This window comes from Chloroflexota bacterium (assembly GCA_026713825.1).
Lineage (GTDB): Bacteria > Chloroflexota > Dehalococcoidia > Lucifugimonadales > UBA1127 > UBA1127.
Window position 1 is genome coordinate 1 of sequence record JAPONS010000074.1, and the last position, 20,432, is coordinate 20,432.

The following is a 20,432-nucleotide window of genomic DNA, read 5'->3' on the forward strand; positions in this document are numbered from 1 at the left end:
CTGCGGATCGCGGACCGGATGGAGCAGGGGAACATCGTGTGCCTGCTGGCGGACGGCGGGTGGAAGTACCTGAGCACGAACCTCTGGACGACGGACTACGGCGACCTCGAAAGCCGGGTCAAGGGCAAGATCTGGTGGTAGCGGGGGCTAGCTGAGCGTGCCCCAGGCGCCCGCGCATATCCCATTGCCGCAACTACTCTCCCAGATTTGCCAACATTCCCTGCGTTCTGTATCCTTTGCCCCGTCAATACTCAGGTTTCTTTGGGGAGATATCGTATGGCAGGCGTCGACCCCAATGCCTTCAAGGCGGCGGCTGGCAGCTTCGGTTCGGGCGTCACGGTGGTGACCGCAATGGAGGACGGCAAGGTACACGGCATGACCGTCTCGGCCTTTGCCTCCGTGTCACTGGACCCCACGCAGATTCTGGTCTCGCTGCGCACCGGCAGCCGGGTGACCGGCATGATCAACGCGTCTGGGGGCTTTGCCGTGAGCGTCCTTCGAGAGGAACAGCGGGAGATCGCCTCCCACTTCGCCACCAGCGGCCTGGAGCTGCAGGACGGCTCCTTCCCGCAGTTCGCGTCCATCACCGCCGTCACCGGCGCGCCCATCTTCGAGGGCTCGCTGGCCCACTTCGACTGCACCGTGGCCCATGCCTTCGAGTGCGGCGACCACATCATCTTCGTCGGCGACGTCGTGGAAGCCGGCTCCACGGACGGGGAGCCGCTCATGTACTACAAGGGCGGCTTCCGCGGAATTCGGGACTGGGCCGGCGGCTAGCTGCTCGCCGCCCGCCGTCTGAACAACCCATCGGCTGACAAGGAGACCTGAGGACGTGTCCATAGACATCAGCACGGCAAAGGGCGCCAAGACGGGCCAGGGCTACATCGAGAGCCTGCGCGACGGCCGCGAGGTGTGGCTCGACGGGGTGCGCGTCGACGACGTGACCACGCACCCGGCCTTCTCCGGCATGGTGCAGGAGATGGCGCGCATCTACGACCTGCAGTACACGGACGAGCTCCGCGACCTGATGACCTACGAATCGCCGGAGACGGGCAACCGCATCAGCTACTCCTACAGCCTGCCGCGAACGTACGAGGAGCTGATGGCCCGCAAGCGCAACAGCGAGATCTGGATGCAGGAGAGCTTTGGGCAGCTCGGCCGGACGCCGGACTTCTGCTCCTCCGTGGTGTGCGGCTGGTACGACATGCGCCACATCCTCGACCAGGTCACGCCGAAGCTGGCCGGCAACGCCGAGCGCTTCTGGCGCTTTGCCGCCGAGCACGACGTCGCCATGACGCACGCCATCGGCGACCCGCAGGTCGACCGGACGAGCACTGTCGCGGGGGAGAACCAGGCGCCGGGGAACGCGTGGGCCGGCGTGGGCGGCTACGCGATGGAGAACCCGGAGGACGACGAGGCCACGGCGCTCCACGTCGTCAAGGAGACGCGGGAGGGCATCGTGCTGCGGGGCGCGAAGCAGCTGGCGACGCTGGCGCCCCTCGCCAACGAGTGCCTCGTCTACCTCTCGGCCACCTTCTCCAACCGCGCCAACAACGAGTTCGTCCAGTGGTTCTCGGTGCCCATGAACGCGCCGGGCCTCGTCACCGTCTGCCGGGAGCCCTTCTCTGTCTTCCCGGGAAGCTGGGGCCACCCCTTCGGCGGTCGCTTCGACGAGCAGGACGCCATGATGTTCTTCGACAACGTGCTGGTGCCGTGGGACCACGTCGTCATGCTCTACGACGCGCCGACCGCCGTCCGCTACCTGGGGCGCATCAACACACTGGCAGGGTACAGCAGCAACATCCGCCTCTACGAGCGCATCCGCACCTTCGTCGCGGTGGTGACGATGCTGGCCAAGGCCAACGAGATCGACGAGATTCGCGGCGTGCGGGACATGCTCGGCGAGCTGGTCGCCTACGCCGAGATGATCCGGCTCGCCATCCGCGGCATGGACGCCGACGCGCAGGTGAGCGACGGCGGCCTCATGCTGCCCGGCGACGGCTTCTCCCTCGGCATCTTCGCGGCGCAGATCTCGAAGCGGGTGTTGGACGTGCTGCAGATCATCGGCGGCATGGAGCTGGTCTCACAGCCGAGCGAAAAGGACCTCGCCAACGAGGAGATCCGACCGTACCTCGACAAGCTGCTGCCGAGCAACGGCCTCGACACGCCCGAGCGCGTCCGCCTCTTCCGCCTCGCCTATGACGTGTGCATGTCAGCCTTCGCGACGCGCCAGGAGATCTACGAGTACTGGCACCGGGGCGACGTGACGCGCAACCGCAGCAACCTCTACGGCCGCTACAACCGCGGCCAGGTGGTCGACCGCATCAACGAACTGCTGTCGCGGCCGATGTAGGCCCTCGCGGACGCAGGGTTGGCCTGCGGCGCCCTCAGCGCTGTGCCGTCGGAGTTGCCGTCCGCGCCGCACATTGTAGACACGCTTATTGCGCATTCCTGCGTTTCCTGTTCAGAACAATCAGTCCAACAAACGCCAGGACCAGCAACGCGACGGCGGCCGGGGCAACCCAGACCCATGAGGAAGCAGTCCATGACGGAGCCAATGGCACGTCACCTGGTGAAGTCGGGACGGGGGCAACAGTCGCCGTCGGCGGCGGCGCCGGAACAGGGGTGAACGTTGGTGTGGGCACGGGCGTTGGCAATGGAGTAGGCGTGTTGGTAGGCGACGGCGTTGGGGTGGGCGTCTCGGTAGGGGTGGGCAACGGCGTTGGGGTAGGCGTATTGGTAGGGGTTGGCGACGGTGTCGGCGTTGGTGTGTTGGTGGGGGTCGGCGTTGGCGTCGGAGTAGGCGTCGGCAGCGCAATGCCACATGCGGCAGCATCGTTGGCCAAGAGGAATGCCGGAGACCAGTTGGAAATTGGCTGGCCATTGTGCCCACCCTGAAGAATCCTGACCATTAGGGTGACCCTGTCAATGTGCGGCCAAATCTTCTGCCAGAACCAGGGTTGATTGATTTCAATATGTCCTCCGTGGTCGCTTACGCGTACATCCAGGAACTCGCGATGTGCAGACGCAACCTTGCGAAACACCAAGGTGAAGTTGCTCCAGTCGGTCAGACCCTCCACCTTGAGGTCCAAAGTGGTCTCGTAGCTGCCCTGGGCATTGCGGGACATGCAGTATGGCGGCCCGGGACTGACGGACTCGATGGTGACTGGGTACTCCGGTAGAGGTGCGTCGTCTCGCGCCATCGTCGGCGTTGATGGCGGCGGCGGATTGTTGAACGGATTGCGGTAAACGAGCACCCGGCTCCGGTTTATGTCACCCATATACAGGTTGTCATTGCCGTCAAAGGCAGCAGAGTAGTACATTGAGCCGAAATCATACAGATACGCATTTGGGAGGGACTTGGGCTTTAGTGGGTCGTCGTAGACGCCCGCAAATCGGGGGGCCAAGTAGGCGTTGTATCCGACCACCATTCTGTTCGTACTGTCGAATGCCGGTTCCCAAGTGGCCGCTTTGAAGACAAACCATGAGGACGTGCCAATGATTTCTCTGTCCCAAATTGAGCCTATCGAGAGTCGACTGGATATCGGAGCTGAGTAGGTGTGGACACTCTTCGCATGTGGGTCAAATATGGCCTGTGAGTTCGCTGCGTGACCTGGAAATGGCGGGAATATCAGGAGCCGTTTGTTACCTTCAACTTCCAGCCCGTGATCGGAGACGTAGAGGTTCCCCTTCCTGTCGAAGGACAAAGCTCCCGGGGAGCACAGGACGTCCAGATGGTTGTCACTGTCAATCGCAGGCCTATGGTCCGGAGGAAATCGTCCCTGGTTACACAGGGCGCCAGTGGCATCCCACTGACCCAGAATCACGTCCACCACAGGGTTGATCAAGGGATCGCGAATTCGAACGACACGATGATTGTCCGTATCGCTCAACCAGAGGAATTCGCCATTCCCCTCCGGGGCGATCCCGAAAATGCGGTGCCCAAGAGTGACCCTTTGCTGCGTACCTAACACTGGGAAGGAAGCTCTCTCCCTCCATGTTGTGTGCAAAGGTACGGAGAATTCCGTTAACGGCAGCTGGTAGACCTCAAGGAATCTTCTTCCTTCAAATCCCAGCACCCACAGTCTTCCGGCTGTGTCAACCTTGATTCTGCCGCAACAGTCTTTCCACTCCTCATCGTGAGACTCCTCGCCAACCGCACCGTCGGCCGGTCGCCCATTGAACAGGTCTTCCAGCCCATTCCAGAACAAGAGCCTGCCAATGTCGGACACCACAAGCTGGTCCTGCCACACTGCAATCCCTCTGGCGGAGTGTATGCCGCCTTTATCCTTGAGATTGGGCTTGATTGGCGGGTAGAAGAGACGCCTATCAGCTGCACCAACCCATTCCTCTCCAGGGCTGAATTCAGGAGGAGGGAACCGAATGACCTCCGCATAATTGAGATAAACAGGAACAAGGACGTGACCGGTTCCGTCGATTCCCACACTGCCTGCCAACCAGCACATGCTTGGGTTCTCAGGTAACTGAAATAGGCGCTCGCCGCACTCGTGGACCGGCCTGTATGAGTCCTTCCCCAAGACGTGACGCACGGAGGCGCCTTCATGGTCCCATAGCTCAATCATGCGGTTGCCCGCGTCAACTACCCAAACCCCCCTGCCCAGGGGATCGATCTCCAGCGAGGTAGGGTTGTGGAAATTCGAGCCAAACTCCATGGCCGCCCGCATGCCGGAGACAAACGGCGGCTTGAAAATCAAGACCCTGTCGTTGATCGTGTCGGCCACATACAACCATCCGTTTTCGCCGAACCTGACAGCAGACGGCCCATGCAATCCATCCATCGAATCTCGACGCGCTGCGCTTCGGAAATTGGGTTGACCCAGGACCAGGTCAGCGGTTCCGGCTATCTCTCCGCTCCCAGGCTCTGCCGGAAACCGGAGAACGCGATTATTGCCGCCATCTGCCACCCACATGTTGCCCTGCGCATCGATTTCCACCCCGTTGCCGTACCAGTTGGTATAGCCCTGATTTGAGGGGGAGTGAAAGCACAAGGTAAAGGCAGAGGGAATTTCCCTTGCTCCTTGATTACACGCCATGCCTGAGAAGTCCCTCTGCCCCCAGACCTGGTCCGCGACTGCGTCCTCTGCCATCGGACTGTTGTATTTCAATATCCTGTTGTTGACCGAGTCAGGCACATAAAGGCTTCCGTCCTTGTCGACAGCCATGGTGACAAACGTATGCGTTTCGCCGGGGCTGAGTGCAATGTCGCGAATCCCGCAAAGCGTTTCTGCTGTTGCCACTGCTCGGTAAGGGAAATTCTGGACACTGCTATCACCGTTGCAGGCCGAGTAGTCATATCCAAACGGCTGTCCTATCACGATGTCGGCGGTGCAAGGGCCAATGCCTTCGTAACACTTCGCCAGGTCAATCCCCAGGATGCGACTGTTCCCAGAGTCCCAGACATACGCGGTTTCAGATTCAGTGGTGCGGTCTACGACAACGCCACCTGGGTTGAAGACCTTGAACGGGACCACTCTGTTCTCACCAATCTGCGAAAAGTCACGCTCCCCAATAATCACGTCCGCCCACAGATCACCGGCGATACCTCGGACCGGCGCCGTTGGCGGAAACGAGCCCGGTGAGGGGGTTGGAATGGGTGCTGGCTGTTCCACCGTGCACGCGTTGACTCCCCTTGCCACGTTGACGCGCGCGGACCAATTGGACAGCCCGTTCCCTTCCGCATCCGCTATGCGTACCCAGAAGAACATCAATGGAAACTCTTGGAGTTGCTCCTGAATCAGTCCTGTGTCCAGGGTAATTCGTTCTGAGCTCTCCCAGTTGACTTCGTCGTCGATGAGGACCGTGAATTCCCGGGCGTATATCCGTCGGAACTGCAGTCGGCCATTGGAAGTGGGGGCAAGGTTCTCCCCCGTAATGACCAATGTCCTTTCGCTGGTGTCCTCAGCGTTGAGGTTGATGCAACCGGGATGCTCAGGGGCCACCGAGTGGATTGCGGGATGCAGCTCCTGCGCACGCACAATGAACCCCAAATCGCCCCCCACAATGAGCGCCGACAGAACGACGGTGGCAAGAAACGAGCACAGAAGAACTGCCGCAAGTCCCAAGGGGAGTTTCCGGGAAACGCAGTTCATTTCATCGCCAACACTACAGCCGTCATCCGGTCACATCAGACCCCGCAAGGCATGACTCTCTCAGAATGCCCCGGCCAAGCGTACCGCGCATTGCACTGGAAGTCGACGCATGGGGTTGTAATGCCCCTTGACCCGGAGATTGTCTCCACCGCCCCCGCCCAGGGTGTATCATCCCCCCATCGCCGCATTGAGGAGGACGCCATGATCACCGGCATCGACCATGTCCACGTCACGACGTTCGACATGGACAAGAGCATTGACTTCTACACCAACGTGCTGGGCTTCCACTTCCTGCGCCGGGTGGAGTTCGGGCCGGAGGACAACCGGCGGGAGCTTGCGTACGTGGGGATGGGCGACATCCTGCTGGAGCTGCTGCCCCCGCCGCCGGGCGTCGACAAGGTCGTGGGGACGGCGCAGCGGCCGCTGGCGCTGACGGTGACGGACGTCGACGCCGTCATCGCCGACCTGGAGGCGAAGGGCGTCGAGGTGACGACGCAGCCGCGGCCGGGCTTCTCCTTCTACGGCGTCACGGCCGTCGTCACGGACCCCAGCGGCCTGGCGATCGAGCTTCGCGAGTGGCGCGGCGGCGACGGCCCGCACTACGCCGACTGGCAGCCGGAGGTCGAGGGCGCGGTGCGGACGGGGTAAGGGTGCGGTTGGGCGACGCGCGTCGGGCTAGGCCCTATCAAACTATCGGCCCTGGGGATTACCGGCCGCCGGAGGCTCCAGTGAAGTAGTGGTAGGCTGACGCACACGGGCCAGATAGATGAGCGCCAAGGGGAGGATGAGGGACATTCCAAACGTCACGGCTGTCACTTCCAATGCCCAAAGGGAGGGCCAAGCCAACAGCATCCATACACCCACCAGCGTTGCTTGCACCGCCAGCAATGCAAGAACCACCCGCCTGCGGAACACGGCTTGGCGCGATGCAAAGTTGCCGAGCAGCCATGCGAGCACGCACCCTGTCACGAGGCCGATGCCCGCATTTACTGGAATTGCAAGGAGGGCCGCCATGCCCGCCGAGGGCGAATCAAGTGCATCCTTGATAGCTCTTTCCACCATGGCGCCTGGCAGTGCGTAGCTCTGGCTAACCAGGAACAGGAAGAACGCATGCGCAAGGCTGATCCCGGATGCCCGTCGCGCGAACACTACCAGTACGGGAAGCTGCGCCAGCCAGGCCACCAGCCCGAATCCGGAGAACGATAGCAGGTACTCGCTTATTCTCTCCTGGGGGTCCACGAACAACGGCGCAACGACGAGGAACGCGAACAAGAGCACGGCGCCGACAACGTGCGACGCCAGTCCGTAGCCCCAAACCAGCGTCAGAAACTCCCGGCCAAGGCGGCGCACTCGCGCATAGAAGACGCCCAACAATACCGCAGCGACAAGGCTCCCTGCAGCCCCATTCCCGAAGTAGTAATAGCGCCCATCTGTCAAGCCTCTGTCCCACAAATTGGCGCTTACGATGGTGGACAGGTAGCCCGCTATGAAACTGGCAGCGGGCACCGCCACCAGCAGGACCAGCTCCCAACGATAGGTGTTCGTAAAGCGGCTCGCGGGGGTCATAGCTTGACGGCTCCAGTGGTCCTGCCACCCTCCCCGCTGCTCCGGGCTTTCACACAGCATGGAGCAAGGACCATCTTCACTTCCATCCGGCATTATACAGGACGCATCCAACTGTACTCCGGCATGGGCGTTGTAATCCGACCAGCGACATCCTGCTGGAGCCGCTGCCCCCGCCGTCGGGCCATCGAACTGCGCGAGTGGCGCGGCGGCGACGGCCCGCACTACGCCGACTGGCAGCCGGAGGTCGAGGGCGCGGTGCGGACGGGGTAAGGCCTACCGCCAGCCGCCGCTGCCTACCGCCACCGCGCGAAGGCGAGGCCGCAGCCGGTGCCCGCCGGTGAGCGGTAGCCGGGGATGTACTCCAGCAGCTCCATGTTGAGGTGGTCGCAGGCCCCGGCGGCCGCGATCCAGCAGAGCACCTCACCCTGCGAACCCTGCATCCATGTGCGGGGCAGCCCGCAGACTTGCGCGGGCTGGCTCACGCCTTGGCTGCCTGGAACCGGGTCTATGAGACCGCCCGGCCCCACCAGGCCTTGGGGTATCTGACCCCGGACCAGTTCTATCAGCGGTGGCACGCCACCCACCCTGCGGGAAAGGAGGCCGTGTCCGATATGTCTTGTCCCCATGCACCTGATTGACAATGACAGCGCAGCCGGTGTATGCTTTCCAGTTGGTACTTTATCTCATTTATACCAACGTTGGATGTTTGCATTCGTCGGATAATTGCCATTGTTTATTAAATACGCCATCATGATTGCGACACCCTCGGCTGGTTGCAATCTATAATCAATACTTTATCTCAGTAAAATTTAAAGGAGGGTCCTATATGAACATTCAGCGCAAAGTGCCTGTTACCATCCTCACCGGCTTCCTCGGCTCTGGCAAGACCACCCTTCTCAACCGGATCTTGACTGAGGAGCACGGCAAGCGCATTGCCGTGATCGAGAACGAGTATGGGGAGGTCGGCATCGATCAGGCCCTCGTCATCAACGCTGACGAGGAGGTCTTCGAGATGTCAAACGGTTGTATTTGTTGCACGGTGCGCGGAGACCTGATCCGTGTGCTCAACAATCTCAATAAGCGCCGGGACAAGTTCGACTATGTGCTGGTGGAAACCACGGGCCTCGCCGACCCCGGTCCGGTCGCCCAGACGTTCTTCATGGACGAAGAGCTTCGCGCTGAATACTCGCTTGACGGGATCGTCACGCTGGTCGACGCAGCCCACATTGAGCAGCAGCTGGGCAGAAGCGACGAGAGCACGGAGCAGATCGCGTTCGCAGACGTTTTGGTCCTCAACAAGACCGACCTCGTCAACGGCGAGGCCCTTGACGGCCTGGAGGCTCGGCTCCGGGGCATGAACCGGATGGCGCGAGTCGTGCGCACCCAGCAAGCGGACGTACCAGTAGAAACTGTACTCGACCTCGCCGCCTTCAACTTGGACCAGGTGCTCGAGCGTCGTCCCACCTTCCTCGAGCCGGAGTATCCCTTCGAATGGACAGGAGTCTATTCCCTCGATGCCGGCCGGTACGAATTCAGCCTCACCGACGGACCTGATCCGTCGATGTCGCTGATCGTCGTGCCCGACCAGGGCGCCGATGACGCTGCCCTGCGTGTTCGCGCGGAGTGGTGTGTCCGGCAGTACGCTGAACCTGTGGAAATCATCCACCCGGGGGGAGAGATTCCTGTCGGAAGGCATGTGAACCTCCAGCTCGATTCCCCAGGACGCAAGTCGTTCTTCCTGGATTTCGATGCCCATGTGCAGGTCGGCCTCTACACCCAGCATCTCTCGGAGGAGTTCGATTTCCAACTGAGGAACGCGGATGGAGCAGTGGTCCCCGCCGAAGTCGAGCGAACCTGGGTCGCACAGCACGAGCACGACGACACGGTGGGTTCGATCGCTATCGAGAAGGACGGCGACGTAGACCCCGAAAAGCTCAACTCCTGGCTTATCCACCTGCTCCAGGAGCGTGGGGTGGACATCTTCCGAATGAAGGGCTTTCTCAGCTTCGCGGGGGAGTCGCGTCGCCACGTTTTCCAGGGGGTCCACATGCTCTTTGGCAGCCAGCCGGAGCGCGAATGGGGAGATGCGCCCCGCCGCAATCAGCTCGTCTTCATTGGCCGCAACCTCGATGGCCAGGCTATCCGGGAGGCATTCGACGCATGTCTAGTATAGATGTCGGCAGTCCGCTGGGCGTTCTTGGCCGGGGCTGGTCTGCGATGGTCGGCGACTACGCTATGGCCGGGGGGTGGAGCCGGGGCGGTGAAGCGCTGGTGGTCGGCGATGCCGAGGGTGGCGTTTACGCCTTTGACGGCGAGTCCGGCGAGACCGCCTGGGAGCGGCGCGGGGTCCATGACGGCGGTGTGCTCTCGGTGGCAGTCCACCCAGACGGAAGCGTGTTCGCTACGGCCGGCCAGGACGGACGAGTCTTGATCTGGGATGCCGCCGAGGGTCAGGTAACCCGGGCTATCGAGGTCGGAAGCGGTTGGGTGGAAAACGTGGCATGGTCGAAGGACGGCCAGAGATTGGCGGCCTCCAGTTCCCGCCGGGTCCACGCGTATGACAAGGACGGAGAGGAGGTCTGGCAGTCCGATAGTCATCCCAGCACCGTCAGCGCCATCGCTTGGTCACGTCGAGGGGAACTGGCAACGGCCTGTTACAGTCGAGTGACCTTCTTGGGCGCGGCCACCGGCAAGGCTCGCCAGACGCTGGAGTGGCAGGGATCCCTGGTGTCGATGGTCCTGAGCCCGGACGGGGACATCGTGGCCTGCGGCAGCCAGGACAACTCGGTGCACTTCTGGCGCCGCTCCACGGGGCAGGACTCCGAGATGTGGGGATATCCTGCGAAGCCGTCGGCCCTGGCCTTTGATGATTCCGGCACCGTTTTGGCCACCGGAGGCGGTGAGGCCGTGACGGTCTGGAGCTTCCGGAAAAAGGGCCCCGAAGGCACGCGGCCCGGCGTCCTGGAGTTTCATGAGCAACCCGTCTCGACGCTCGCCTTCGCTCCCGGCGCGATGCGACTGGCATCGGGGGGGCGCGATGGCGCAGTGGTTGTGTGGATGCTGAAGGTAAATGGAAGGGGCAGACCGGTAGGGGCGGAGGACCTTGGGGCCCCGGTCGCCCAATTATACTGGCGGCCCGACGGGCGCGCGCTTGCCGCCCTGGACGCCCGGGGTGGCGTGACGGTCTGGTCAATAGAGCAAGCCGAGGGCAGAATTAGACTTTCACGCCAAGCGCGGGGAGAGGTCGGGACGGGCGCGCGCCGTTCACCTTGAGCCTGTCGAAGGGCGCATCTCCTGCTACCGCCACCGCGCGAAGGCGAGGCCGCAGCCGGTGCCCGCCGGCGAGCGGTAGCCGGGAATGTACTCCAGCAGCTCCATCGTCAGGTGGTCGCAGGCGCCGGCGGCGGCGGTCCAGCACAGCACCTCGCCCTGCGAGCCCTGCATCCATGTGCGGGGCAGCGACGCGAGCTTGGCCCTATCGCGCTCCGCCATGCCCGCCAGCGCCAGCCGGTCCAGCTCCTCGTCGACGATGCCGACGCTGAGGCCGCCCGACGCGATCACGGCCACGCGCTCGTCGCCGGGCCAGACGCGGACGGCGTCGCGCACCGCCACCCCGAAGTCGTACAGCCGCTTGGGCGTCGGCTGGTTGGGCGGCGTGTGCACGTTGAGGATGATGGGCACGAAGGGCACCGACATGCCAGGCATCATCCGGTCCAGCATGAAGCCGAAGCCGTGGGCCATGCCCTCGCCCGCCTTCTGCACGTTCGCCGACGCGATGTCGAACTCGGCCTCGATGAGCCTTTCGACGAGGTGGAGGCCCATGGCGGCGTGGGTGGGGCGGTCGCCCTCCTCGTCGCCCCATGCCGCCGCCGACAGCCGCGCCATCTCGCCGGCGCCGGGCGGCGTTGCGCGCGGGATGAGGTGGTAGGAGTCGCCGTAGTAGACCAGCATTGCGGGGCGGTTGTCGCCCGCGATGTTCTCGTCCTCATCATCGCCCATCATGACGACGACGTCGGGCTTCGCCTCGGCGATGGTGTCCACGAGCGTCTGCATGTGGCGCTTGACGGCATCGTGCTTGGCCCGCATGACCTCCGGGGTGAGGTGGCCGGCGACGGAGGCGGGGGCCCTGGCGAGGAGCTCGTCGTAGTTGGTGGGGACGCCGTAGCGGTCCTTGATGCGGGCGCTCAGCTTGTCGCGCTCGCCGAGGGCGGGCCACATTTCGGGCGGCAGCGCCGTCATGGGGCTGCGGCTCGACCCGATGCCCAACACCACTTCCGCCATGGCACACGTCCTTTCCCTGCGCGGTGTGCGCTGTCCCCCGCCACGCCGCAACCCGCTTCGTGGAAGGCTAGGCCCGGCTCCGCCGAAGCGCCACGTACGTCACGGCCGTCGATGTTATCAGGCTCAGCAGCCCGCCAATGAGGATGTCGATGGGCACCAGGATCCCCGGCCAGTCGGAAAACGTCACAAAGATCGGCGCAATGTAGGTGGCGTACGCCGCGCACCCCAGCACAAAGCTGTTCTGCATCGCCTTGCGCAGGTTGTTCTCCTTCACCGCCGGCTCAATCGCCAGATAGCTGTTTGCGAGGGCGATCAACGCGAAAAAGGCGAGCAGGGCCAGCATCTCGCCGCCGCCCCACGTCTCCATCTGCTTGCCGAAGGTGTCGAGGATCTCCTTACTGCCGCTCGCCTCGTGGAGACTCTTGTACATGTTCACCGCGATGGGCGAGACGTTCCACACTACATCAACCACCGCGTACACCACAAAGGCCGCTAAGTACCTAACGTACTGCATACTCACCTCGCTGCCGGTTGACCGTCCGCCGCACCTTATACCATCCGCGGCGCGGTACGGCAACAGCCCCCGCGTGAAGTCCCTTCCTGCCCCTAGCTCAGCACCATGCCGCCGTCTATGTAGAAGGTCTGGCCGGTGACGTACGACGCGGCGGGGGAGGCGAGGTAGACGGCCATCAGCCCCACCTCACGGAGGCGGCCGACGCGGCCGAGGGGGATGCGGGCCGCCGAGCGCTGGTCGCGCTCCGCCAGCTCCTCCTCGGTCATGAAGTCGGTGTCCGGGAACTGTCCGGGCGCGATGGTGTTCACCCGCACGCCGTAGGGCGCCCACTCCAGCGCGACGGACTCCGTGAACCTGGTCAAGGCCGCCTTGCCCGCCGCGTATGCCGACATGTTGGCGGCGGCGCGCCGCGCGGCGAACGAGGAGACGTTGATGACCGTGCCCTCGCCTCGCTCCAGCAGGTGCGGGCCGAAGACACGGCACCCCTCAAAGGCTTCCGTAAGGTTGATGTTCAGGATGCTGTGCCACTCGGCGGAGGTCATGCCCTCGCCCTCGACGCCGGGGAGCGCCGAGACCGGCTTGCGGATGGAGTCGCCGGCGGCGTTCACGACGATGTCGATGTGGCCCATGTCGTAGATGGCCTGGCTGGCGAGGAAGTCCATGTCCTCGCCGTGGGTGGCGTCGACGACCAGCGCGACGGAGTGACGGCCCATCTCGCGGATGCGCTGCGCCACGCCCTCGGCGTACTTGTCGGTGATGCCGGTGACGGCGACGTCGGCGCCGCCCTCGGCCAGCGCCAGCGCGATGCCCCGGCCGATGCCGCGGCTGCCGGCGATGACGATAGCCTTCTTGCCCTCCAGGCTGAAGTCCGCAATGCTCATGGCTCTCCTTTGGTGTTGTGGTCCCGTCGGGCCGAGGGGCTGGGGCCTACGCGCCCTCTTCCTCGCCTTCCTCGAACTCCGGGATGGTGAAGACGCCGAGGTCCACACCCTGGTGGACGTGGACGATGTAGTCGTCGCGGGCGACGCCCAGGACGTCGACGAGCTCCTCGTCCACGGTCTCCACCAGGTCCTGGATGTGCTCCTGCGTCAGGCTCTCGGCGACGCAGAGGGTGGCGTGGACGACGCCGGGCGTGAAGTGGATGTCCACGCGGCCGATGGGCTGCTCGTCCTCGAGGATGGTGTAGCACTCGGAGTGCTCGGTGCGGACCTCGCGCTCAAAGTAGAAGCCTGGCACGTCCGCCTCCTTCCCTCGTGTCTGCGGTGTGGACACCCCACCGTTCACCCTTCGATTTCCCTCAGGGCGAACGGGCTGGCGCCGTCCCCGCAGGCCCACCCCTCTGGATCCCGGCATTCGCCGGGATGACGGCACGCTGGTTACGGGCGGGTGTGGCCCTTGCCGCGCACCACCCACTTGTAGCTGGTCAGCTCCCGCAGGCCCATTGGGCCGCGCGCGTGGAACTTGTTGGTGCTGATGGCGAGCTCCGCGCCGAGGCCGAACTCGAAGCCGTCGTTGAAGCCGGTGCTGGCGTTGACGAAGACGGCGGCCGCGTCCACCTCGTCGAGGAAGCGTTCGGCCGCCTCCGAGTCCTCCGTGATGATGGCCTCCGAGTGGCCGGAGCCGTAGCGGGCGATGTGCTCCAGCGCCTCGTCCATGGAGTCGACGACCTTCACGGAGCAGATGAGGTCGAGGAACTCCTGCCCGAAGTCGTCCTCGGTGGCGGCGGCGACGGTCGCGCCCGGCTGCGACGCCAGCAGCGTGGCGGAGCGGCGGTCGCAGCGCATCTCGACGCCCGCCGCGCCCAGCGTGCCCGCCAGCAGCGGCAGGACGCGCGGCGCGGCCTGCGCGTGCACGAGCACCGTGTCGAGGGCGTTGCAGACGGAGAACCGCGCGACCTTGGCGTTCGTGGTCACGGCGACGGCCGTCTCCGTCTCGGCGGTGGCGTCGACGTAGGTGTGGCACACGCCGATGCCGCCGGTGATTGCCGCCATCTGCGCGTTCTCCGCCACGAAGTTCACCAGCGAGGCGCTGCCCCGCGGCACGATCAGGTCGATGTAGTCCGACATCCCCAGCATCTGCAGCACCAGCGCGCGGTCCGTGTCCTCGACGAACTGCACGGCCTCCGGCGGCCCGCCCGCCGCCTCGATGGCGTCGCGAATGATGGCGGCGAGCACGGTGTTGGTGTGCACGGCCTCCTTGCCGCCGCGCAGGATGCAGGGGTCGCCCGCCTTGAAGCAGAGGGCGGCGATGTCGACGGTGACGTTGGGGCGGCTCTCGTAGATGACGCCGATGACGCCGAGGGGCACCCGGCGTCGGGTGATGACCAGGCCGTCGGGGCGCGTGTAGCTCTCGAAGTCCTGCCCCACGGGGTCGGGCAGCGCGGCGATGGCCCGCACGCCGTTGGCGACGTTGGTGATGCGGCGCGCGTCGAGCAGGAGCCGGCCCATGACCGCGGAGGAGAGGCCGCCCTCGCGTCCGGCCTGCAGATCGCGCTCGTTGGCCTCGACGATGCGGTCCGCCTGCGCCTCGAGGGCGTCGGCGATGGCGAGCAGGGCGCGGTCCTTCACGCCGGTCGGCGTGCGCGCCAGGGCGGGCGCGGCGGCGCGCGCAGCGCGGCCCTTGCTTTCGAGTTCGGGCGCTATTGCCGTTGCCATGACCTGCTCCTTAGCCGAGGGCTTCCCGGGTCTTCTCCGCCACCGCAAACCACGTCCCCAGCGGTTCGCCCGCGAGCAGCCTCGCGAGGACGTCCGGCAGGTGGCCGTCGGCGATGATGACGCTGGTGCCGGCGGACGTTGCGTCCCGCGCGGCGCTGATCTTCGTGGTCATGCCGCCCCGGGCCGTCGGTCTCAGCGGGCCGCTGACCTCGGCAGCGAGGGCCTCGAGGTCCAGCACCTCCGGGATGAGCTCCACGTCCGGGTGCACGTTGGGGTCGGCGGAGTAGAGGCCGGCGACCTCGCCGAGGATGATGAGCAGGTCCGCGCCGATGATGCGGGCCACCACGGCGGAGAGGGTGTCGTTGTCGCCGATGATGACGCCCTCCAGCTCCTCGTTGGCGACGACGTCGTTCTCGTTCACGATGGGGACGACGCCCAGCGACAGGAGCTCCTCGAAGGTGTTCTGCGTGTTGCGCCGCCGCTCCTCGTCGTCAACGTCGCCGCGCGTGAGGAGGGCCTGGGCGATGACGACGCCGCGCGCGCCGAAGAAGCGCTCGTAGACCCGCATGAGGCGGCTCTGGCCGATGGCGGCCAATACCTGTCGGAGGAGGGGCGTCCGTTCCTCCGGGTTGTCGAGGTTGGCAATGGAGGCGTCCCGCTCCTCCAGCGCCTGGCGGCCCGCGGCCACCGCGCCGGAGGTCACGACGACCACCTCGACGCCGCGGTCGCGCAGGACGACGATCTGGCGCACCAAGTCTTCCATGGTGGGGAGGTCGAGCTGGTCGACGGCGCCCGAGAGCAGGGCCGTCCCCAGCTTCACGACCACGCGCCGCGCCTCGGCCAGTGGCCGAAGGGAACCCGCACCGTTCGTGTCTGCCATAGGACGCCCCTTTGAGGATGTGCCCGAACATTATACATCAGGCAGCTACGGTGTGACGATTTCCGCAATCCTCGCCCCGTGCTACAATTGCGCCAATGGTCAGCTCGACGGGCGTTTCGCCGCCGCGCTGGCCCTATTGGCGTGTCCGCACCACATCGAGAAGGCAGGCATGGGACTCACCGGCATACTGGACCTCCTCGGCGAATCGGCGGCCCTGCAGGCGGCGTTTCGCGCCCTCGACAACGGCGGCGCGCGCACCCCGCTGCGCCTGACAGCCCCGGATGCGGCCCGTGGCTGGGCGCTCGGCGTGCTGAGCCGCAGCCTGCGCCGCCCGATGCTGGTCGTCACCGCCAAGCCGGAGGACGCCGACCGGATCTCGGACGAGATCACGACGATCCTCGGCGAGGGCGACGGCGCGCCCGCCGTGCTGCGCCTGCCGGAGAGCGAGGCGCTGCCCTACGAGCGGCTGGCGGAGGACGAGGCCGTCGCCCACGACCGGCTCGGCGTGCTCTCGGCTCTGCTGGAGGGTGGCCGCCACGGCGGCGGCCGCGGCGAAGGGTCGCCGGGGCTGGTGCTGGTGGCGTCGGTGGCGGCGCTGTGCCAGCGCACGCTGCGGCCGGACCAGTTCGAGGACACAACGCACACGCTGGCAGTGGGGCAGCGCGTGCAGACGGGCCCACTGCTGATGCGGTGGGCGGCGATGGGGTACGTCATGGAGCCCACCGTCGAGACGCCGGGCGCGGCCAGCCGGCGCGGCGGCATCCTCGACATCTACCCGCCCAGCGCGGCATCGCCCTTCCGCATCGAGCTCTTCGGCGACGTCATCGAGGAGATCCGCGCATTCGACCCGGAGACGCAGCGCTCGGCGGCGCCGGTGGCGAGCGTCACCGTCACGCCCGCGCTCGACCACCCCGTCGACGCGGAGGCGCTGGAGGCCATAGAGGAGCTGCTCGACCCTGAAGCGGTCGACGCGGACCCGCTGGCGCGGATGCGGGAGGACGTCGAGCGCATGGGCAGCGGGCAGAGCATCGGCGAGGCGGCGTTCTACGCGGGATTCCTCATCGACGGCAGCCCTCTCGACTACCTGCCGCCGGAGGCCGTGGTGGCCGTGCTGGAGCCGGACCGCGTGTCGCAGGAGGCCGAGGCGCTGGAGGAGCAGGCGTCGGCGCTGCTGGCGGCGAAGGTGGCACGACGCGAGCTGCCCGCGGGTTGGGTCTCGCCGTGGTGGCCGTGGAGCGAGGTGCTCGAACGCATCGAGGGCCATGCCTCACAGCTGCACCTGGAGTGGATGACACCCTCGACGGCGGGCGGGGCGGGCGGGCTGCAGGCCGTGCCCGCGCCGGGCTTCTGGGGGCGGCTCGAGGCCTTCGCCAGCGACATCGCCGACCGTACGCGGGCGGGGGAGCGCGTCGTCGTGCTCTCGCACCACGCGGAGCGGCTGCAGGAGGTGCTGCGCGGCTACGACGTCGGCGCCGCGCTGCTGACGGACGTGCACAGCGCGCCCTCGGCCGGCTCCGTCACCCTCGCCGCAACGCCGCTCACGGAGGGCATGCGGCTGGAGCTCGACGGCGGGGCGCTGACGGTCTTCACGGACACGGAGGTCTTCGGGCACGCCAAGCGCCGCCGCACGCTGCGGCGCCACGCCGCGCGCCGCGAGGCCTTCCTGACCGAGCTCGTGCCCGGCGCGTACGTCGTCCACATCGACCACGGCATCGCGCGGTTTGCGGGGGTGCGGCGGGTCGCCACGGAGCACGGCGAGCGCGAGTACCTGACGCTGGAGTACGCGGAAGGGGACAAGCTCTACGTGCCCTCGGAGCACCTGGACCGGGTCACGCCGTACGTCGCGCCCGGCGACGACTCGCCGACGCTCACGCGGCTCGGCAGCCAGGAGTGGTCGCGGGCCAAGGAGCGGGCGCACCGGGCGGCGCGGGAGATGGCGGGCGAGCTGGTTGCGCTGTACGCGGCGCGGCAGGTGCTGCCCGGACACCCATTCTCGCCGGACACTCTCTGGCAGCACGAGATGGAGGACGCCTTCCCCTACGCGGAGACCCGCGACCAGCTCGAGGCCATCGACGCCGTGAAGGCGTCGATGGAGACGCCGCACCCGATGGACCACCTGGTCTGCGGCGACGTGGGATACGGCAAGACGGAGATCGCGGTGCGGGCGGCGTTCAAGGCCGTGCAGGACGGGCTGCAGGTGGCCGTGCTCTGCCCGACGACGGTGCTCGCGCAGCAGCACTACGCCACCTTCGCCGATCGCCTCAGCCCATACCCCGTCCGCATCGAGGTGCTCAGCCGCTTCCGCACGCCGCCGGAGCAGGCGGCCACCGTCGAGGGGCTGCGCTCGGGCGCCGTCGACATCGTCATCGGCACGCACCGGGTGCTGTCGAGGGACGTGGAGTTCAGCAAGCTCGGCCTCGTGGTCGTCGACGACGAGCAGCGGTTCGGCGTCGTGCACAAGGAGTGGTTCAAGAAGCTGCGGCGCGAGGTGGACGTGCTCACCCTGACGGCCACGCCCATCCCGCGCACCCTCTCGATGGCGCTGGCCGGCGTCCGCGACATGACGACGGTGCACACGCCGCCGCAGGAGCGCCAGCCCGTCCGCACCTTCGTGTGCGAGTACAGCGACAGCGTGGTGCAGGAGGCGCTGCTGCGGGAGCTCGACCGGGGCGGGCAGGTCTTCTTCCTGCACAACCGCATCCGCACCATCCACGAGTGGGCCGACCGCATCCAGAAGCTGGCGCCGCAGGCCAAGGTGGCCGTTGGGCACGGGCGCATGGACGAGGAGGAGCTGGCCCGCGTCATGAGCGACTTCATGGAGGGCAAGACGGACGTCCTCGTCTCGACGACCATCATCGAGGCGGGGCTGGACCTGCCCAACGCCAACACCATCCTGGTGCACCGGCCGGAGATGCTGGGGCTCGCGCAGATGTACCAGTTGCGGGGGCGCGTCGGCCGCGGTGCGCGGCACGCGTATGCCTACTTCCTTATCACCCCCGGCATTCCGATGACGGAGGCGGCGCAGAAGCGGCTGAAGGCCATGCTGGCCTACCAGGAGCTGGGCGCGGGGTTCCGCATCGCCATGAAGGACCTCGAGATCCGGGGCGCGGGCAACATCCTGGGCGCGGAGCAGAGCGGGCACGTCCACGCCATCGGCTTCGACCTGTACACGCGGCTGCTGGAGGAGGCCGTCTCGGAGCTGCGGGCGGAGCAGGCGGGACAGCCCTTCACGCCGCGCGCGGACCTCGCGCAGGTCTCCGTTGATCTGCCCTTGGAGGCGTACATCCCCGAGGACTACATCGCCGACCTGCCGTCGCGGCTCGGCGCGTACGGGCGGCTGGCGCGCGCCGCCGACACGGAGGAGGCGGTGGTCATCGGCGAGGAGCTGCGCGACCGGTTCGGGCCGACACCGGAGCCGGTGCGGAACCTGGTGTACGCCGTGCGCATCAAGGCGCTGGCCCGCGCCGCGGGCATCGAGACCGTGGCCCGCGAGAGCGGCTCCATCGCGCTGCGGCTGCGCCACGGCGTCGGCGGGGCTGCGCCGCTGCTGCAGCGCGAGCTGGGCGCGCACGCCCGCGTCGGCGACGCGCTGGTGCGGGTGCAGGTGAAGGAGGGCTGGACGGAGACGCTCGCGTGGACGCTGGAGCGCCTGGCGGCATTCCGGGAGCGCGTGCTGGAGATGGCTGGGGGTTAGGCCGGCCGCGAGCCGCCGGAGAAACCGAGGATCTCCAGAAGGTCTCCGGGTGCCTCCGCTACGAGGTCAGGGCGCGTAATCCTGACTCTCTCTTCGCCGTTGGGGATGCCCCACGTGGCGAGGCAACTCCAGCATCCCGCCGCCTTCGCCGCCCTAATGTCGGCCACACTGTCGCCAACCATCAGCGCGCGCTCAGGCGGGACGCCCAACCGGTGCAGCGCCTTCAGGACTCCCTCGGGGTCCGGCTTGGTCCTGGTGACGTCGTCGATGCCGATGAGCACGGGAATGCGGCCGGTGAGCCCCAGCTCTTCCATCTCGACCGCGGCGCCGGCCACGACGCCGTCAACCTCATAGGACCTGTACTTCTGGGTCACGACCGCCATGGGAACGCCGCGCCGCTCGAGCTCGCCGAGGACCTCGTCCACGCCGGGGAACATCTGCACCAACCCGGGGGCCTTCGTGCTGTAGATGCTCCTGTAGCGGTCATAGATGTCTGTGGGCTTGCCGTGACTCTCCGCCAGCATCGCAAGGGACTCCCCGAGGGTCATGTCCGTCAGATTGAGAAGGAAATGCCCGGCGTCCACGCCCGCGATGTCGACATCGCGGAGCGTCTGCGCCAAGGCGTTGAGCCGGACGGGCAGGGAGTCGACGAGGGTGTCATCGAAGTCCCAGATGACAGCGGACACGCGCAGGGGCATTTCAGGGCGTTGCAAGGGACCTCCGGCAAAGGGGG

17 protein-coding genes are annotated in these 20,432 nt (G+C 66.1%); 7 read left to right on the top strand and 10 right to left on the bottom strand.

Annotated elements, in window-relative coordinates; translation table 11 throughout:
- Positions 1-276: 276 nt before the first annotated feature.
- A complete protein-coding gene (locus OXC99_09295; GenBank protein ID MCY4625175.1) occupies positions 277-777 on the top strand; it encodes a flavin reductase family protein in 501 nt (166 codons plus the stop codon).
- A 55-nt stretch (positions 778-832) separates the two neighbouring features.
- On the top strand, positions 833-2,353 hold the full coding sequence (locus OXC99_09300; protein ID MCY4625176.1) for a 4-hydroxyphenylacetate 3-hydroxylase: 1,521 nt from the start codon (positions 833-835) through the stop codon (positions 2,351-2,353).
- Between the two features lie 85 nt (positions 2,354-2,438).
- On the opposite strand, the gene OXC99_09305 is transcribed toward OXC99_09300, so the two are convergent.
- On the bottom strand, positions 2,439-6,083 hold the full coding sequence (locus OXC99_09305) for an NHL repeat-containing protein (protein ID MCY4625177.1): 3,645 nt from the start codon (positions 6,081-6,083) through the stop codon (positions 2,439-2,441).
- 147 nt (positions 6,084-6,230) lie between these two features.
- Between OXC99_09305 and OXC99_09310 the strand changes: the two genes are divergently transcribed.
- Positions 6,231-6,758: a VOC family protein gene (locus OXC99_09310; GenBank protein MCY4625178.1), complete on the top strand. Its 528-nt coding sequence runs from the start codon at positions 6,231-6,233 to the stop codon at positions 6,756-6,758.
- A 42-nt stretch (positions 6,759-6,800) separates the two neighbouring features.
- On the opposite strand, the gene OXC99_09315 is transcribed toward OXC99_09310, so the two are convergent.
- A complete protein-coding gene (locus OXC99_09315) occupies positions 6,801-7,676 on the bottom strand; it encodes a hypothetical protein (GenBank protein MCY4625179.1) in 876 nt (291 codons plus the stop codon).
- Between the two features lie 123 nt (positions 7,677-7,799).
- Between OXC99_09315 and OXC99_09320 the strand changes: the two genes are divergently transcribed.
- Positions 7,800-7,946, top strand: a complete 147-nt coding sequence (locus OXC99_09320) for a hypothetical protein (protein MCY4625180.1) — start codon at positions 7,800-7,802, stop codon at positions 7,944-7,946.
- 23 nt (positions 7,947-7,969) lie between these two features.
- Here the strand turns inward: OXC99_09320 and OXC99_09325 are convergent, their stop codons facing one another.
- Complete coding sequence (locus OXC99_09325) at positions 7,970-8,251, bottom strand: hypothetical protein (GenBank protein MCY4625181.1); 282 nt, start codon at positions 8,249-8,251, stop codon at positions 7,970-7,972.
- Between the two features lie 251 nt (positions 8,252-8,502).
- On the opposite strand from OXC99_09325, the gene OXC99_09330 reads away from it, so the two are divergent.
- The gene (locus OXC99_09330) at positions 8,503-9,849 is read left to right on the top strand and encodes a GTP-binding protein (GenBank protein MCY4625182.1); all 1,347 of its coding nucleotides are present in this window, start codon (positions 8,503-8,505) and stop codon (positions 9,847-9,849) included.
- The gene (locus OXC99_09335) at positions 9,837-10,949 is read left to right on the top strand and encodes a PQQ-binding-like beta-propeller repeat protein (protein ID MCY4625183.1); all 1,113 of its coding nucleotides are present in this window, start codon (positions 9,837-9,839) and stop codon (positions 10,947-10,949) included. Before OXC99_09330 ends, OXC99_09335 begins: the two co-directional genes overlap by 13 nt.
- A gap of 24 nt (positions 10,950-10,973) precedes the next feature.
- Here OXC99_09335 and OXC99_09340 read toward each other — a convergent pair whose 3' ends face one another.
- The 6 genes from OXC99_09340 to proB all read right to left on the bottom strand — a co-directional run bounded on the left by OXC99_09340 (position 10,974) and on the right by proB (position 16,005).
- Positions 10,974-11,957: a hypothetical protein gene (locus tag OXC99_09340; protein ID MCY4625184.1), complete on the bottom strand. Its 984-nt coding sequence runs from the start codon at positions 11,955-11,957 to the stop codon at positions 10,974-10,976.
- Positions 11,958-12,024: 67 nt separating this feature from the next.
- Positions 12,025-12,471 (bottom strand): DUF2177 family protein, encoded by a 447-nt coding sequence (locus OXC99_09345; protein MCY4625185.1) that lies wholly within the window; start codon positions 12,469-12,471, stop codon positions 12,025-12,027.
- 92 nt (positions 12,472-12,563) lie between these two features.
- Positions 12,564-13,352: an SDR family oxidoreductase gene (locus OXC99_09350; protein MCY4625186.1), complete on the bottom strand. Its 789-nt coding sequence runs from the start codon at positions 13,350-13,352 to the stop codon at positions 12,564-12,566.
- Positions 13,353-13,398: 46 nt separating this feature from the next.
- Entirely contained in the window at positions 13,399-13,707 is a 309-nt protein-coding gene (locus OXC99_09355) for a hypothetical protein (protein MCY4625187.1), read from the bottom strand.
- Between the two features lie 140 nt (positions 13,708-13,847).
- A complete protein-coding gene (locus OXC99_09360) occupies positions 13,848-15,125 on the bottom strand; it encodes a glutamate-5-semialdehyde dehydrogenase (protein ID MCY4625188.1) in 1,278 nt (425 codons plus the stop codon).
- A 10-nt stretch (positions 15,126-15,135) separates the two neighbouring features.
- The gene (proB, locus tag OXC99_09365; protein ID MCY4625189.1) at positions 15,136-16,005 is read right to left on the bottom strand and encodes a glutamate 5-kinase; all 870 of its coding nucleotides are present in this window, start codon (positions 16,003-16,005) and stop codon (positions 15,136-15,138) included.
- 52 nt (positions 16,006-16,057) lie between these two features.
- On the opposite strand from proB, the gene mfd reads away from it, so the two are divergent.
- Entirely contained in the window at positions 16,058-19,699 is a 3,642-nt protein-coding gene (gene mfd, locus OXC99_09370; protein MCY4625190.1) for a transcription-repair coupling factor, read from the top strand.
- Here the strand turns inward: mfd and OXC99_09375 are convergent.
- Positions 19,696-20,412 (bottom strand): HAD family hydrolase, encoded by a 717-nt coding sequence (locus OXC99_09375; protein ID MCY4625191.1) that lies wholly within the window; start codon positions 20,410-20,412, stop codon positions 19,696-19,698. The two genes, mfd and OXC99_09375, sit on opposite strands and share 4 nt — an antisense overlap.
- Positions 20,413-20,432 lie beyond the last annotated feature (20 nt).

Coding starts and splice junctions, on each gene's coding strand:
- OXC99_09295 (MCY4625175.1), top strand. CDS start 277: ATGGCAGGCGTCGACCCCAATGCCTTCAAGGCGGCGGCTGGCAGCTTC.
- OXC99_09310 (MCY4625178.1), top strand. CDS start 6,231: ATGCCCCTTGACCCGGAGATTGTCTCCACCGCCCCCGCCCAGGGTGTA.
- OXC99_09315 (MCY4625179.1), bottom strand. CDS start 7,676: ATGACCCCCGCGAGCCGCTTTACGAACACCTATCGTTGGGAGCTGGTC.
- OXC99_09320 (MCY4625180.1), top strand. CDS start 7,800: ATGGGCGTTGTAATCCGACCAGCGACATCCTGCTGGAGCCGCTGCCCC.
- OXC99_09330 (MCY4625182.1), top strand. CDS start 8,503: ATGAACATTCAGCGCAAAGTGCCTGTTACCATCCTCACCGGCTTCCTC.
- OXC99_09335 (MCY4625183.1), top strand. CDS start 9,837: ATGTCTAGTATAGATGTCGGCAGTCCGCTGGGCGTTCTTGGCCGGGGC.
- OXC99_09340 (MCY4625184.1), bottom strand. CDS start 11,957: ATGGCGGAAGTGGTGTTGGGCATCGGGTCGAGCCGCAGCCCCATGACG.
- OXC99_09345 (MCY4625185.1), bottom strand. CDS start 12,471: ATGCAGTACGTTAGGTACTTAGCGGCCTTTGTGGTGTACGCGGTGGTT.
- OXC99_09350 (MCY4625186.1), bottom strand. CDS start 13,352: ATGAGCATTGCGGACTTCAGCCTGGAGGGCAAGAAGGCTATCGTCATC.
- OXC99_09360 (MCY4625188.1), bottom strand. CDS start 15,125: ATGGCAACGGCAATAGCGCCCGAACTCGAAAGCAAGGGCCGCGCTGCG.
- proB (MCY4625189.1), bottom strand. CDS start 16,005: ATGGCAGACACGAACGGTGCGGGTTCCCTTCGGCCACTGGCCGAGGCG.